The organism is Aliigemmobacter aestuarii (assembly GCF_004799285.1).
Lineage (GTDB): Bacteria > Pseudomonadota > Alphaproteobacteria > Rhodobacterales > Rhodobacteraceae > Aliigemmobacter > Aliigemmobacter aestuarii.
Genome location: NZ_SSND01000001.1, coordinates 45,270 through 60,426 on the forward strand (window position 1 = coordinate 45,270; position 15,157 = coordinate 60,426).

Genomic DNA, 15,157 nt, shown 5'->3' on the forward strand with positions numbered 1-15,157 from the left:
AAGCGCCCGCGACGCGATTTTTCACCCCGTCGTTCAGCGCAGTGGCGCGGGAATGAATTCGGCGTCATCCTCGGGCGGAAGGCGGAAGCGGCCATGCGCCCAGTCCCCCGCCCGCCATGCCTCGCGCGCGGCGTCGATGCGTTCCTGCGAAGAGGCGACGAAGTTCCACCAGATGTATCGGGGCCCGTCCATCGTGGCCCCGCCAAGCAGCATCAGCCGTGCCCCCTCGGCGCCGGCCTTGACGCTGATCCGGTCGCCGGGCCGGAACACCAGCATCTGGCCCGGCCCGAAGCCCTGCCCGGCCACCGTGACCTCGCCGGTCAGGACATAGACGCCCCGGTCCTCGTGATTGTCGGGCAGCGGCAGCGCGGCGCCGGGGGCCAGCGTCGCGTCGGCGTAGAAGGTTTCCGAGGCGACCGGCACAGGCACCGTTTCCCCCCAGGCCGAGCCGAGGATCAGGCGGACGGACTTTCCCTCGCCCTCCAGCACCGGCAGCCGGTCGGACCCGGCATGCAGGAAGGCGGCCGGGTCGTCTTCGGCGTCCTTGGGCAGGGCCATCCAGCTTTGCAGGCCGAACATCGCATGCGGCCTGTGGCGCAGATCGCCGTCGGTGCGTTCGGAATGGGTGATCCCGTGCCCCGCCGTCATCAGGTTCACCGCGCCGGGCTCGATCCAGATGTCGGTTCCCAGGCTGTCGCGGTGATGGAGCTTGCCCTTCAGCAGATAGGTCACGGTCGCCAGCCCGATATGCGGGTGCGGGCGCACGTCGATCCCCTGCCCCGTCAGGAACTCCGCCGGGCCCATCTGGTCGAAGAAGATGAACGGCCCCACCATCTGCCGCCGGGCCGAGGGCAGCGCGCGGCGCACCTCGAACCCGCCAAGGTCGCGGGCGCGGGCCACGATGACCGTTTCAATGGCATCGACGGCATCGCCGATCGGGATTTCCGGGTCGAGAACGGGGTTCCAGCTCATCTCGCATATCCTTTCATTGCCCGAAAAGATAACCCCGATCCGTGGGTTTTCACCCTTGAAACCGGCCCGCCCCCCGCACGGGTCTTGTGCATGAGGGCACATCGGGCGCCCCACCCGGCGCAAGCCCCCGGAACAGCGGTGGAATTCACGCCATCCATTGAAGCGCAGGGGCCGGCGTTGCATGCTGGCGCCGAACGCCGCTTTCGCGAAAGGCCCGCCCGATGACCACGCAGCACCGCCACCGCCGCCGCGACCGGTCCGAGGTGCCCGCCCGCGCGGGCTATGGCCACCTGCGCCACCCTTTCGCGCCGCAGGGCACCTTTTCGGAAGACGAGGTTGCGGCGATGCACGACACCGCGCTGCGGGTTCTGGAAAACCTTGGCATCCGCGTGTTGCTGGACGAGGCGCGCGCGCTTTACCGGGCGGGCGGTGCAATCGTGGATGACAGCGCCCAGATGGTTCGCATCGGGCGCGAGATGGTCGAGGCGGCGCTGGCCACGGCGCCCCGGTCGATCCGCCTGCGCGCCGCCGATCCCGGCCATGAACAGCGCTTCGAGCCGGGCGCGCTGCTGCTTGAGGCGGGGTCGGGCTGCCCCAATGTCACCGACCGGCTGCGCGGCCGCCGCGCCGGGTCGCGCGAAACCTATGTCGAGACGCTGCGCCTTCAGCAATCCTTCGACGTGATCCACATGCACGGGCCGTCCGCCGAACCGCAGGACGTGCCGACCGATCTGCGCCATTACGCGCTGATGGAGGATCAGCTGACCAATTGCACCAAGCCGCTGTTCGTCTATGCGCGCGGGCGCGGGCAGGTCGAACAGTCGTTCGAGATGATCCGGCTGGCCCGCAACCTTGACGAGGCCGCGTTTCAGGACGGGGTCTGGGCGACGACGGTGATCAACTCGAATTCGCCGCGCCAGCTTGACGTGCCGATGGCGCGCGGGATCATCGACTTTGCCCGCGCCGGGCAGTTGAGCCTGATCACCCCCTTCTGCCTTGCCGGGGCGATGGCGCCGGTCACGATGGCGGGCGCGCTGGTCCTGCAGCATGCCGAGGCGCTGGCCGGGATCACGCTGGCGCAGCTTGCCCGGCCGGGCGCGCCGGTGGCCTATGGCGGCTTTGCCTCGAATGTGGACATGAAATCCGGCGCACCGGCCTTCGGCACGCCCGAACACATCCGCGCGAACCTCGGGTCCGGCCAGCTTGCCCGCCACATCGGCCTGCCGTGGCGGTCGGCCTCGGGGGCGGCCTCGAACGTGGCCGATGCGCAGGGCGCGCAGGAAACGGTGATGGCGCTCTGGGGGGCGCTTCTGGCGCAGGCCACGGTGACGATCCACGCGGCGGGCTGGCTGGAGGGCGGGCTGACCTTCGGCTACGAGAAATTCATCATCGACATCGAGGCGCTTCAGACGGTGGCCGAACTCTGCCGCAAGGCCCCCGCCGACATGGCGGCGCTGGCCTATGACGCGATTGCCGAGGTCGAACCGGGCGGGCATTTCTTTGCCGCGCAGCACACGATGGAACGCTACCAGACCGCCTTCTATGCGCCGCTGGTGGCCGATCTGTCGAACCACGGCCAGTGGCGCGAGAACGGCAGCCTGACCGCCGATCAGCGCGCCACCGCGATCTGGCAGCGCGTGCTGGCCGACTTCACACCCCCCGCCGCCTGCGAGGGTGTGGCCGAACGGCTGGCGCCCTACCTCGCCGAAGGGCGCAGAAGGGGCGGCGTCGCGCCCGAAGGCTGAAGCCGAAGGCGAAAGGCGCGGCCTGCCGCTTGACCTGCGTCAACGACCCGCGTTCACTGTCGGGCGAGGTTCGGCCATGTCAGAAAGCCCAGATTCCCCTCCCGTCTTCCGGACTGAAGCCGTGACCCGCGTCTATCGCACCGGCGCGGTGGATGTCTGGGCGCTGCGCGGGGTGGACCTGACGCTTGCGGAAGGCGAACTGGTGGTCCTTCTGGGCGCCTCGGGGTCGGGCAAGTCGACGCTGGTCAACATCCTTGGCGGGCTCGATCTTGCGACAAGCGGGCGTGTCTTCTTCCGTGGTCAGGACCTGTCGCGCGCCAGCGACCGGGAACTGACCGCCTACCGGCGCGACCATGTGGGATTCGTCTTCCAGTTCTACAATCTGGTGCCAAGCCTGACGGCGCGGGAAAACGTGGCCCTTGTGACCGAGATCGCCCGCCGCCCGATGCCCGCCGAAGAGGCGCTGGCGCGGGTCGGTCTGGCGCACAGGATGGATCACTTCCCAGCCGAGCTGTCGGGCGGCGAACAGCAGCGCGTGGCCATCGCCCGCGCCATCGCCAAGCAGCCCGACGTGCTTCTGTGCGACGAACCGACCGGGGCGCTGGACAGCGCGACCGGCGTGCAGGTGCTGGAAGCGCTTTATGAGGTGAACCGCGATCTGGGAACGGCCACCGTGCTGATCACCCACAACGCCGCGATCCAGCGCATCGCACATCGGGTGATCGTGCTGGCCGACGGCAAGGTGGTGCGCGACGAACGCAACGCAGCCCGCGTCTTGCCGGCGGAGGTCAGCTGGTGACGGCGCTGGACCGCAAGATGATGCGCGAACTGGGGCGGCTCTGGCCGCAGGTTCTGGCCATCGCGCTGGTGATGGGCTGCGGGATCATGGTGCTGGTGGGCGCGCAGGCCACGCAGGCCACGCTCGAGGAAAGCCGCAGCGCCTATTACGACAGGCACCGCTTTGCCGATGTCTTTGCCGGGGCCACGCGCGCGCCCGCCTCGATCGTCGAGGCGGCCGAACAGATCGACGGCGTGGCCCGGGCCGAGGGCCGGATCGCCTTTCAGGCGGTTCTCGACATTGCCGGAATGGCCGAACCGGCGACGGCGCGCATCCTGTCGCTTTCCCCCGAGGGCCCGGCGCTGAACCTGCCGCTGGTGCGCCGGGGCCGGCTGCCCCTGCCCGACCGCGCGGCCGAGGTCGCGCTGAACGAACCTTTCGCCGAGGCGCATGGACTTGTTCCCGGCCGGACCTTCCGCGCGGTCCTGAACGGCCAGTTGCGTGAGCTTGAGGTGACGGGATGGGTTCTGAGCCCGGAATTCGTCTACACCATCGCGCCCGGGTCGATGATGCCCGATGACCGCCGCTTCGGCCTGATCTGGATGACCGAACCCGCCGCCGCCTCGGCCGCCGACATGACGGGCGCGGTCAACGACCTGAGCCTGCGGCTGGCGCGGGGGGCGGACGAACGGGCGGTGATCGCGGCGCTCGACCGGCTTCTGGAGCCCTATGGCGGGACCGGCGCCCATGGCCGCGACCGGCAGATGTCGCACGCCTTCCTGGATGGCGAGATGCAGCAGCTTGGCGTGATGGCCGCCTACATGCCGCCGATCTTCCTGATCGTCGCGGGCTTTCTGGTGAACATGGTTCTGGGACGCCTGATCGCGCTGGAGCGGACGCAGATCGGGCTTCTAAAGGCGATCGGCTACAGCCGGGCCGAGATCGCCGCGCATTACCTCAAGCTGGCGCTGCTGATCGGCGTCATCAGCGTCGCGCTCGGATGGGGCTTCGGCTGGTGGATCGCCGACGCGATGATCGGGCTTTACGGCGATTACTTCCGCTTTCCCTTCATCATCCGCGATTTCGGCAGCGGGGCGTTGGCGGTGTCCGCGCTTCTGGGGCTTGCGACGGTGCTTGTGGGGGCCGGGCGCGCGGTCTGGGCCTCAATGCGGTTGCCCCCGGCCGAGGCGATGCTTCCCCCCGCCCCGCCCCGCTTTGCGCAAAGCGCGACCGACCGGGTCCTGTCGCGGCTGGGGCTGCGGCAGACGACGATGATGATCTTCCGGTCGATCCTGCGCTGGCCGGGGCGCGCCGCCGTCACCGGGCTTGGGGTCGCGGCCTCGGTCGCGGTGCTGGTGATGTCCTATTTCATGTTCGATTCCGTCGACCGCCTGGCCGACAGCGTCTTTGCCCAGGCCAACCGCCAGCAGGTCACGCTGAGCCTGTCGCAGGCGAAGGGCGAGGCGGCCCTCATGGATGCGCTCGCCCTGCCCGGCGTGCACCGCGCCGAGGGCGGCTTTGGCATGCCCGTGCGCCTGATCCACGGCCACCGTTCGCGGCTGACGGCATTGCAGGCGCATTTCGAGGGCGCGGAACTGGCGCGGCTGATCGACGACGAAGGCCGCGTCGTGCCGCTGCCCGATCGCGGGCTGGTCCTGCCCGAGATGCTGGCCCGCGCGCTGGACCTGCGCCGGGGCGACCTGCTTCGGGTCGAGATGCTTGCCCCCCCGCGCGAGGTGCTGACCCTGCCGGTGACGGCGATCATCGCGCAGGGCATGGGGCAAGAGGCCCATATCGCGGCACCGGCGCTGTTCCGGGCGATGCAGGTGGCGCCGCAGGTGAACATGATCCACCTTGCCGTCGATCCGCAGGCGATGGCGCGCCTGAACGCCACGATCAAGGAAACCCCGGCCGTTGCGGGTCTTGCCGACTGGTCCGAGGTGCGCCGCCAGTTCGACGCCACACTCAGCGAGAACCTTCTGACGATGGTGGCGATCTACACGCTGATCGGGGTGCTGATCGCGATCGGCGTCGTCTATAACGCCGCGCGCATCCAGCTTTCGGAACGCCGCCACGAACTGGCGACGCTCCGTGTTCTGGGCTTCACCAGGGCCGAGGTCGCCTTCGTACTGGTGGGCGAGATGATGCTGCTGACGCTGCTGGCGATCCCGCTTGGCTGGATTGCGGGCCACGGCCTTGCCAGGGGGCTGGTGGGGGCGATGTCGACCGATCTGATCCAGATCCCCTTCCTTGTCACAAGACGCACCTATGCGCTGGCGGCAATGGCGGTGTTTCTGGCCGCGCTCGGGTCAGTTATGGTGGTCCGGCGACGGCTGGACCAAATGGAAATGACGACCGCGCTGAAGGCGCGGGAATAGGAGGGTCGGATGTCGGCATTGCGCAGGGCCGGAATGGCAACGGCGGCTGCGGGCCTTCTTGGCACGCTGGTCTGGGCGCTCTGGCCGCAGCCGGTGCAGGTGGATCTTGCACAGGCCGAACGCGGACCGATGCAGGGGGTGCTTGCCGCGCAGGGCGTGACGCGGGTGCGCGAACCCTACGCGATCACCGCGCCGATCACCGGCACGCTTGCCCGGTCGCCGGTCGAGGTGGGTGATCCCGTCATCGCGGGCGAAACCGTTGTGGCCGAGATCCGCCCCCCCGACCCCGCCTTCATGGACGCCCGCAGCCGCGCCCAGGCCGAAGCCGCCGTTGCCGAGGCCGAAGCCGCCGTCGCCCTGGCCGACACGAACCGCCGCCAGGCGGAAACCGCGCTGGCCCATGCGACGCAGGAATACGAACGCGGCAAGGCGCTGGCGGCGCGCGGCACCATCCCGCAAAGCATGCTCGATGACCTTGCGGCGCGGTTCGAAACCGCGGGCCAGACGCTGGCCGCCGCGCAATCGCAGCTTGACCTGAACCGCGCGGCGCTTCTGCGGGCGCAGGCGCAACTGCTGGGCCCCGGAGGCACCACGATCCCCTTTGCCGATGGCGCGGAATGTTGCCTGCGCATCCTTGCCCCGCAGGGCGGCATCGTGCTGGAGGTCGCCGACGAAAGCGCGCGGCTTGTGCAGGCCGGGGCACCGTTGCTGACGCTCGGCGACCTCGACGACATGGAGATCGAGCTGGATCTTCTGTCCACCGATGCCGTGCAGGTGCCGCCGGGCGCGCGGGCCGAAATCGACCGCTGGGGCGGCGAGGGCATCCTTGAGGCGCGGCTGCGGCGGATCGACCCGGCCGCCTTCACCCGCATCTCGGCGCTCGGAATCGAGGAACAGCGGGTCCGGCTGTGGCTTGATCTTCTGACCCCGCCCGAGGCGCGTCCCGGCCTTGGCGAAGGCTTCCGCGTGCATGTGCGCCTGATCGTCTGGGAGGCGGAAAACCTGCTTCAGGTCCCGCAGGCCGCGCTGTTCCGGCAGGGGGATGGCTGGGCCGCCTTCGTCCGCCGCGACGGGCGGGCAAGCCTGACCCCCGTCACCGTGGGCCGCCAGTCCGAAGGCTGGGCCGAGATCGTCGAGGGGCTGGCCGAAGGGGACGAGGTGGTAATCTACCCGGCCAGCACCCTGACCGACGGGGCCACCATCACCGAACGACAGGGGTGAAGCCCACGAAACCGCGTGAGAACTTCCCCGCAACCCATTGTCTTTCATGGATTAGATGGTGGGTGATGACGGACTCGAACCGCCGACATCTTCGGTGTAAACGAAGCGCTCTACCAACTGAGCTAATCACCCCTCGCCGCTGATTACCGCAGGCTTGGCCGCACCGCAAGGCTTGCGCACCCGCCTGCGGCCCCCCTTTGGCCTGGCCGGTCAGGCGCCGGGATTGTCGCGGCGGAAGATCCAGTCATGGTCGGGATCGTTCTGGAACCGCCACTTGCGCAGGGGTCCCGCCATGACGTTCAGGTAATACATGTCATAGCCATATGGCGCGCCACAGGGGTGATGGCCCTTCGGAACCAGAACCACATCGTGGTTCTTCACGGTCATCGTTTCATCGAGGCTGCCATCCTCGGTATAGACCCGCTGGATGCCGAAGCCCTGTGCCGGGTTCAGGCGGTGGTAATAGCTTTCCTCCAGATAGGTCATCCGGGGAAAATCATCTTCGTCGTGCCGGTGGCTGGGATAGGACGACCAGTTGCCGTTCGGGGTAAAGACCTCGGTCACCAGAAGGCTGTCGGCGACCTCGCGCGCCTCCATGGCGATGTTGTTGATATGGCGCGTGTTTGCGCCCTGCCCGCGCGGGGTAAGTTCGATCCCCTCGGGGCCAAGGCGGCGCGCGGGATGGCCGCCCTTTCCGGGCGCGGAACAGACCGCCAGCGTGCAATCGGTGGTGGCCACCGCCTGCCAGTCCTGCCCGTTCGGGACATAGAGGCAATGCGGCGGGGTGCGTTCGAACACGTCCATCCGGTCGCCCATCTCACCCCAGTCCTGCCCGGCAGCGGTGACATGGGCCTTGCCCTCGACCAGGACAAGGATCACCTCGCGGTCGCCGGTCGGCTCGGCGGCCGCCTCGCCCGGTTTCAGCCGGTAAAGGCCAAAGCCAACATAGCCCCACCCGGCCGTTTCGGGCGTGATGTCATGGACCTTGCCGTGATCGGCCACGGGGCGGCGCAGAAGCGTCATGTGTCATCTCCGGGCGGGCGCATGAACAGGGCGTTGAACACCCAGCCCAGGACACCCGTGAAAATGGCCCCGAAGAGGACGGAGCCGTTGGCGAAGGACAGGGCCGCCGCGGCGATCGCAAGCGCGACGACCAGAAGGCGGATGGCAAGGGGCCAGTCGGGATTCAGCATGACGGGCCGATCCTGCCGCAGTCGTCACGCCGTGCCAAGCCCCGCCTCGCGCGCAAGACGCTTCAGCGTGGCCAGACCCAGCGTCTGATACAGAAGCGGGTTGCGCACCTTGGGGTCCTGTTCGGCCTCGATCACGATCCAGCCGTCATATCCCGCGCCCGCAAGGATCTTCAGCAGCGGCCCGAAGTCGACCGCGCCTTCCTGGTCGCCCGGCACGGTGAAGGCGCCGGCCACCACACCCTGCAGGAAGGAAAGCCCTTCCGCACGCACCCTGGCGACGACATCGGGACGGATGTTCTTGGCATGGAAATGCCGGACCCGCGCGACATGCCGGGTCAGCACCGCCACCGGATCGCCGCCCCCGAAGGCGCAATGCCCCGCATCGAACAGAAGATGCGTATGCGGGCCGGTGTTCGCCATCAGCGCGTCGATCTCTTCGGGGCTTTCGATGATCGTGCCCATGTGGTGGTGATAGACCAGCGTCAGCCCTTCGGATGCGATATGGGCCGAAAACGCCTCAAGCCTTTCGCAGAAGGCCGTCATTTCCGCCGGCGACAGTCGCGGCCGGTCGTTCACGGGCCGCGCCGGATCGCCGTGGATGGCGTTCGACGTTTCGCAGGCGATGAAGACCGTGCAGCCGTTGTGCTTCAGCTTCGCCAGATGGTGCCGGCAGGCAGCGATTTCTTCTTCGACCGACCGGATCAGAAGGTTCGTCGAATACCATCCACCAATGAACTTCAACCCGTAAGAGCCCAACAAGGAACGCAATTCCTCGGGGTCGTCCGGCCAGCGATGGCCATTCTCGATCCCGTCAAAGCCGATCTGCCGCCCGGCCTCGTCGAGGATGCGGGCGGTGGGGATATCGGCGCCGATGGTCTGGTCGTCGTCATTGGCCCAAGCGATGGGGTTGGTGCCGAAAAGGATCATGTATCACCTTATGTTCAGTGTCCAAGCCATTGGCTGGACGTTTTTTCTTCATATTTTTCGCGCGCCGCGGCAACTTCCTTGCGCGCGCTGACCTCGGGCACCGCCACATCCCACCAGTGGCCCCCGTGCGGGGTCGAGGGATAGGGATCGGTGTCGATCACGATCACATAGGGGCCATCGACCCCGGCGCGGCGGGCAAGCGCGGCCTCAAGCTCGGCCACGCTGGCGACCTTCACCGCCTCGGCCCCCATCGCGGCGGCATGGGCGGCAAAATCGATCCGCGGCTGACGGGCGACGCGGGCATGGGCGTAGAGGTTGTTGAACTCGGCCCCGCCGGTGCCCATCTGCAGGCGGTTGATGCAGCCGTAGCCACGGTTGTCGGTGATGACGACGGTGAAGCGAACGCCCAGCATGGCGGCAGTCGCCATTTCGCTGTTCATCATCATGTAGCTGCCGTCGCCCACCATGCAGATCACATCGCGGTCGGTCTCGGCCATCTTGATCCCCATGGCGCCCGCAATTTCGTATCCCATGCAGGAATAGCCGTATTCCATGTGATAGGACATCGGGCGCGTGGCCTTCCACAGCTTGTGCAACTCGCCCGGCATGGTGCCGGCCGCGCACATCACCACCGTGTCGGGGCCCGCGGCACGCTGCACCGCGCCGATCACCTGCTGGTCGGTGGCCAGCGCGTTGCCCTCGCCCGGTGCGGCACACAGCGGGTCAACGGCGGCGAACCAATCCGCCTTGAGCCGCGGATCGGGTTCGACAAAGCGCTGCGCGCCAAGCGCCTGACCAAGCGCCTGAAGCCCCACCATCGCATCGGCACAGAGCGGCACCGCCCCGTGCTTCACCGCATCATAGGCGTTGACGTTCAGGCTGATCAGACGGCGGGCGGGGTTCTTGAACAGCGCCCAGCTTCCGGTGGTGAAATCCTGAAACCGCGTGCCGACCCCCAGGATCACGTCCGCCGTCTCGCAGAGCGCGTTGGCGCTGGATGCCCCCGTCACCCCGACCGGACCCAGGTTCAGCGGATGGTCCCACGGCAAGGCGGACTTGCCCGCCTGGGTTTCCACGACAGCAATCCCGTGGCGTTCGGCAAATTCGCGCAGCGCATCGGTGGCAAAGGCGTAATGCACCCCGCCGCCCGCCACGATGACCGGCTGGCGCGCCGTGCGCAGAAGCCCCGCGACCGCATCCAGTTCGACCGGATCGGGCTGCACCCGCCGCAGACGCCAGACCCGTTCGGCAAAGAAGGCCTCGGGCCAGTCGAAGGCTTCGGCCTGCACATCCTGGCAGAAGGCCAGTGTCACCGGGCCGCAATCGGCCGGATCGGTCATCACCCGCAGGGCGCGCGGCAGTGCGGTCAGCAACTGTTCGGGCCGCGTGATCCGGTCGAAATAGCGGCTGACGGGGCGGAAGCAGTCATTCGCGCTGACGGTCCCGTCGGCGAAATCCTCGATCTGTTGCAGCACCGGATCGGGGCCACGGTTGGCGAAGACATCACCGGGGATGAACAGGACCGGCAGGCGGTTCACATGCGCCAGCGCCGCCGCCGTCACCATGTTCGTGGCGCCCGGCCCGATCGACGAGGTCACCGCCATCGCGCGGGCGCGGCCAAGCTGCTTGGCATAGGCGATGGCGGCATGGGCCATCGACTGTTCGTTCTGCCCCCGGAAGGTGGGAAAGGCATCGCCCGCAGCCTGAAGCGCCTCGCCCAGGCCCGCCACGTTGCCGTGGCCAAAGATCGCCCAGCATCCGGCAAGAAACGTCTCGCCGGTTTCGGTCTTCTGCGCGGCCAGCCAGCGCACCATCGCCTGGGCTGCGGTCAATCGGATCGTGGTCATGCGGCAAGTCCTTTCCGGGATCGCGCCATGTCCCAGACGCGACACATCCTTTCATAGTTGGCGGCCATCATGGCGACCGCCTCGGCATCGTCCAGATCGCCCCTGAGCCAGCCGCGCGCGGCCTCGCCAAAGATGGTGCGCCCGATGGCGAACCCCTTGACCAGCGGATGCGCCGCCGCCCGTTCCAGCGAGGCGACCAGCGCCTCTTCCGGCGCGTCGAGCCCAAGGACGACCACGCCGCGCGTGTGCGGATCGTTCCTGAGGATCGCGGCGCAAGCTTCGGCATAGGCGGCATCGGTGGCGAAGGGTTCCAGTTTCCACCAGTCGGGGAAGACGCCCAGATCATAGAACCGCTGGATCACGCGGGCGGTGGTGTCATCCCCGACCGGGCCGACCTTCGAGGGGATGACCTCAAGCAGGAATTCCAGACGGTTGCGCCGCGCAGCGTGGAACAGCCGCGTGACGATCGCCTCCTGTTCGGCCTTCATCTCGGCGCTGTCGTCGGGGTGGTAGAAGCACAGCACCTTGACGACATGCCCCAGCGGCCATTCGGACAGCCCGCCGAAATCGGGGCCGATTTCGGGTTCCAGCGTCAGCGGGCGCGAACCCGGCCATTCCACCGGCCGCCCGACCCAGAGCCCGGTGCCCGCCGCGCGGTGCAGCGCCGCGCGTCCCAATCTGCTGTCGCACAGGATGCCGTGGCCCGGCCTTCCGCCCGCCACCCGCAGGGCCGCGTCAAGGCACAGGCCCTTGAAGGCGCCGATCCGGTCGGGCGTGGCGCCCTCCATCGCCTCAAGCTGCATCCGGTGATCGAAGGCGAAGACCCGCATCGTGGACCAGTCGCCATGACGGTTCGTGGACCAGTGGATCTGTTCCAGTTCCGCATCCTTGCGCAGCGCGGGCGTCATCACGCCGCGACGCAGGAAAAACTGCAACTCTTCCCAGCTGGGATAGGCGGGGGTGCAGCCGTGACGGGATACCGCGAAGGCCCCGCAGGCATTGGCATAGGTCAGCGCGACCGGCCAGGGTTCACCGTCGAGCCAGCCCTTCAGCAGCCCCGACATGAACCCGTCGCCCGCGCCAAGCACGTTGAAGACCTCGATCGGGAAGCCGGGGCCGGACTGGCCTTCGTCCAGCGTGTCGGGAATGTCGCCGGCAAAGGCCACCGCCCCCATCGGCCCGCGCTTGCAGACCAGCGTCGCGCCGCTGACGGCACGGACCGCGCGCAGGGCGGCGATGGTGTCGGTCGAGCCGCCGGCGATGTGGAATTCCTCTTCGGTGCCGACGATCAGATCGAACAGGTGCAGCGTGGATTGCAGCTTGGCGGTGACGGCGGCGCTTGCGATGAATCGGTTCTCGCCGTCGCCGTGGCCGGACAGCCCCCAGAGATTCGGCCGGTAATCGATGTCGAGCGCGGTCTGAAGCCCGTGCTTGCGCGCTAGGTCCAGCGCCTTCAGGACCGCCGCCTCGGTCCGGGGATGCGACAGGTGGGTGCCGGTCGCCACGACGGCGCGCGCCTCGGCGATGAAACCCTCGTCGATGTCCTCCTCGCACAGCGCCATGTCGGCGCAGTTCTCGCGGTAGAAGATCAGCGGAAACTGCTTGTCGTCGCGAATCCCCAGCAGGACCAGCGCCGTCAGCCGCTCGGGATCGGTCTTGACGCCGCGCACGTCCACGCCCTCGCGCGCCAGTTCCTCGCGGATGAAGCGGCCCATGTGTTCGTCGCCGACGCGGGTAATCAACGCCGATCTCAGGCCAAGCCGCGCGGTGCCTGCTGCCATGTTGGTCGGGCTGCCGCCAATGTACTTCTGGAACGATCCCATATCCTCCAGCCGCCCGCCGACCTGCGCGCCATAAAGGTCCACCGACGAACGGCCGATCGTGATGACATCAAGCGATTTCATGCAGCCTCCCCTTCGCCCCGGACAGGACCGCGAAGGTCGCCCCGGAGATTTTGGAATTTTTATTCCATTTTCGGGCGACAGGAAAGCGTTTTCGTCAGGGGCGCGCGTTTTCCCCGTCGCCGCGCCGCGTGCCGATGGCCACGGCCAGCGCCATCGCCACCGCGATCGTGGCCGAAAGGGACCGGAACGACCCGAAATCGACCTCGGGCACCGGGACGACCGCATCCGAAAGCGTGGCCAGCGGGCTGGAAAGCCGGTCGGTCAGCGCCACGACGGCAAGGCCGCGCGCGCGCGCGTCCTCGGCCAGCGACAGGGTTTCCCTGGAATAGGGCGGGAAGGTGATTGCCAGCAGGCCATCCCCCGGACGAAGCGCGCCGCGATGCGTCATCTGCCCCAGGCCGTCATGCAGCATCGAAGGAACAGACATCTTTTCAAAGACATAGGCCAGATAGCTGGCAACCGGAAAGGCCCGGCGGAAGCCAACGACATGCACCGTGTTCACATGCGAAAGCACGGAAACCGCCCGGTTCAGCACCGCCTCGTCGGCCGATTGCGCCAGCGCCTCAAGCGACAGCCTGCCCGCCTCGATGAATTCCCCCAGAAGCGCCGCGGGGCTTCCGGCGTCCTTTTCCTTCAATGCCTGAAGCCGCGTCGCATAATCCGGCCAGACCGGCGCGTAGGCCTCGCGGAACAGGCGCTGCATCTCGGAAAAGCCGGAAAAACCAACAATCTGGCAAAAGCGCATGACGGCGGACGGGGGCACATCGGCCCCGGCAGCCAGTTCCGCGACGGTCGAGACGGCGATTCGATCCGCGTTCGCCCCGATGTATTCGGCACATTGGCGAAGGCGTTTGGGCAGGCGATCGGCCAGCGCGGCAAGGCGTTCGTGGAATTCCTCGACCGTGGTCGGGGCGCGGTCTGCGGTTTCCTGATCGTCCATCCTGTGCCTGCCCCTCTGTTCCGGTCCCGGCCTCAGCATAGCCGGTTTGGAACGAAAATTCCATTTACTCGTCAACCGACCGACGCGACCGGGATCAGAGCGGTTGCAGGCCCGTGCGGAACCGGCGCGCGTTGGCCTGATAGCCGGTGGCGGAGCGGATCAGCCGGGCCTGCGCCTCGGCATCCAGCATCCGCACCACCCGGCCCGGCGCACCCATCACCAGACTGCCGTCGGGAATTTCCTTGCCCTCGGTGATCAGCGCCCCTGCCCCGATCAGGCAGCCGCGCCCGATACGCGCCCCGTTCAGCACCGTTGCCCCCATTCCGATCAGGCTGCCATCGCCGATCGTGCAGCCGTGCAGCATCGCTTTATGTCCGATGGTGCAGTCGCGCCCGATCACCAGCGGATAGCCCATGTCGGTGTGCAGGACGCAGTTTTCCTGCACGTTCGATCCCTCGCCGATCCGAATCTCTTCGTTGTCGCCCCGGATCGTCGTGCCGAACCAGACGCTGGCGCGCGGTTCAAGCACCACGCGCCCGATCAGGTTGGCATCGGGGGCGACCCAGGCATCCGGGGCAACCTGCGGCGCGATTCCATCAAGCGCATAGATCATCTGGCGTCGAACTCCCTGTTCAGGCCGCGGACGAATTCGGCCAGCCCCGGCTGGCGGTCCCGGCGCATCCGTTCGGCCTCCAGGATCGTGACAAGCTGGGTGAAGGCGCGGTCGATGTCCTCGTTGACGATGACGTAATCGTATTCCGCCCAGTGGCTGATCTCGGCCTGGCTTTTCGCCATGCGGCCCGCGATCACCTCGTCGCTGTCCTGCGCGCGCCCGCGCAGGCGCCGTTCCAGCTCGCCGATCGAGGGCGGCAGCACGAAGACCGACACGACATCGCGCCCCAGGGCCGAATTGCGGATCTGCTGCCCGCCCTGCCAGTCGATGTCGAACAGCGTGTCGCGCCCTTCGCGCATGGCCTGTTCAACCGGGCCGCGCGGGCTGCCGTAGAAATTGCCGAAGACCTCGGCATGTTCCAGCATCTCGCCTGCGGCGACCATCGATTCGAATTCCTCGCGCGTGCGGAAGAAGTAATGCTGCCCGTCCACCTCGCCCGGACGCGGTTTGCGCGTGGTGGCCGAGACGGAAAACCGCATCGTCGGATCCCAGTCCATCAGCCGCCGCGCCAGCGTGGATTTCCCCGCGCCCGAGGGCGACGAGAGAATCAGAAGAAGCCCGCGACGGGGTGCCGCCATC

General features: G+C 67.8%; 13 protein-coding genes and 1 tRNA gene. 4 read left to right on the plus strand and 10 right to left on the minus strand.

All coding sequences use genetic code 11. The features are described from left to right. Nucleotides 1-33: 33 nt before the first annotated feature. Nucleotides 34-972: a pirin family protein gene (locus E7811_RS00220; protein ID WP_136392605.1), complete on the minus strand. Its 939-nt coding sequence runs from the start codon at nucleotides 970-972 to the stop codon at nucleotides 34-36. A gap of 221 nt (nucleotides 973-1,193) precedes the next feature. Between E7811_RS00220 and E7811_RS00225 the strand changes: the two genes are divergently transcribed. From E7811_RS00225 to E7811_RS00240, 4 genes are all read left to right on the plus strand, one after another. Continuing rightward, entirely contained in the window at nucleotides 1,194-2,717 is a 1,524-nt protein-coding gene (locus E7811_RS00225; RefSeq protein ID WP_136392606.1) for a trimethylamine methyltransferase family protein, read from the plus strand. Nucleotides 2,718-2,793: 76 nt separating this feature from the next. Beyond that, nucleotides 2,794-3,516 carry an ABC transporter ATP-binding protein gene (locus tag E7811_RS00230; RefSeq protein WP_136392607.1) on the plus strand — a complete coding sequence of 241 codons (723 nt, stop codon included), beginning with the start codon at nucleotides 2,794-2,796 and terminating at the stop codon, nucleotides 3,514-3,516. Beyond that, nucleotides 3,513-5,873 carry an ABC transporter permease gene (locus E7811_RS00235; protein ID WP_246020141.1) on the plus strand — a complete coding sequence of 787 codons (2,361 nt, stop codon included), beginning with the start codon at nucleotides 3,513-3,515 and terminating at the stop codon, nucleotides 5,871-5,873. Before E7811_RS00230 ends, E7811_RS00235 begins: the two co-directional genes overlap by 4 nt. Before the next feature lie 9 nt (nucleotides 5,874-5,882). Then, nucleotides 5,883-7,094: an efflux RND transporter periplasmic adaptor subunit gene (locus E7811_RS00240; RefSeq protein WP_136392609.1), complete on the plus strand. Its 1,212-nt coding sequence runs from the start codon at nucleotides 5,883-5,885 to the stop codon at nucleotides 7,092-7,094. Between the two features lie 56 nt (nucleotides 7,095-7,150). Here the strand turns inward: E7811_RS00240 and E7811_RS00245 are convergent. From E7811_RS00245 to gmk, 9 genes are all read right to left on the minus strand, one after another. Then, nucleotides 7,151-7,226 (minus strand) — tRNA-Val (locus E7811_RS00245). Nucleotides 7,227-7,304: 78 nt separating this feature from the next. After that, nucleotides 7,305-8,117, minus strand: coding sequence for a 5-deoxy-glucuronate isomerase (gene iolB / locus E7811_RS00250; protein WP_136392610.1), 813 nt, complete (start codon nucleotides 8,115-8,117; stop codon nucleotides 7,305-7,307). Beyond that, entirely contained in the window at nucleotides 8,114-8,287 is a 174-nt protein-coding gene (locus E7811_RS17845) for a hypothetical protein (RefSeq protein ID WP_168732887.1), read from the minus strand. Before E7811_RS17845 ends, iolB begins: the two co-directional genes overlap by 4 nt. A gap of 24 nt (nucleotides 8,288-8,311) precedes the next feature. Then, on the minus strand, nucleotides 8,312-9,214 hold the full coding sequence (gene iolE, locus E7811_RS00255; RefSeq protein WP_136392611.1) for a myo-inosose-2 dehydratase: 903 nt from the start codon (nucleotides 9,212-9,214) through the stop codon (nucleotides 8,312-8,314). Nucleotides 9,215-9,228: 14 nt separating this feature from the next. Then, on the minus strand, nucleotides 9,229-11,061 hold the full coding sequence (gene iolD, locus E7811_RS00260; protein WP_136392612.1) for a 3D-(3,5/4)-trihydroxycyclohexane-1,2-dione acylhydrolase (decyclizing): 1,833 nt from the start codon (nucleotides 11,059-11,061) through the stop codon (nucleotides 9,229-9,231). Further along, nucleotides 11,058-12,965, minus strand: coding sequence for a bifunctional 5-dehydro-2-deoxygluconokinase/5-dehydro-2-deoxyphosphogluconate aldolase (locus tag E7811_RS00265; RefSeq protein WP_136392613.1), 1,908 nt, complete (start codon nucleotides 12,963-12,965; stop codon nucleotides 11,058-11,060). The genes iolD and E7811_RS00265 overlap by 4 nt, the downstream gene beginning before the upstream one ends. Nucleotides 12,966-13,059: 94 nt before the next feature. Further along, on the minus strand, nucleotides 13,060-13,905 hold the full coding sequence (locus E7811_RS00270) for a MurR/RpiR family transcriptional regulator (RefSeq protein WP_136392614.1): 846 nt from the start codon (nucleotides 13,903-13,905) through the stop codon (nucleotides 13,060-13,062). Between the two features lie 94 nt (nucleotides 13,906-13,999). Continuing rightward, a complete protein-coding gene (locus E7811_RS00275; protein WP_136392615.1) occupies nucleotides 14,000-14,518 on the minus strand; it encodes a gamma carbonic anhydrase family protein in 519 nt (172 codons plus the stop codon). Next, nucleotides 14,515-15,156: a guanylate kinase gene (gene gmk / locus E7811_RS00280; RefSeq protein ID WP_136394153.1), complete on the minus strand. Its 642-nt coding sequence runs from the start codon at nucleotides 15,154-15,156 to the stop codon at nucleotides 14,515-14,517. Before gmk ends, E7811_RS00275 begins: the two co-directional genes overlap by 4 nt. Nucleotide 15,157 lies beyond the last annotated feature (1 nt).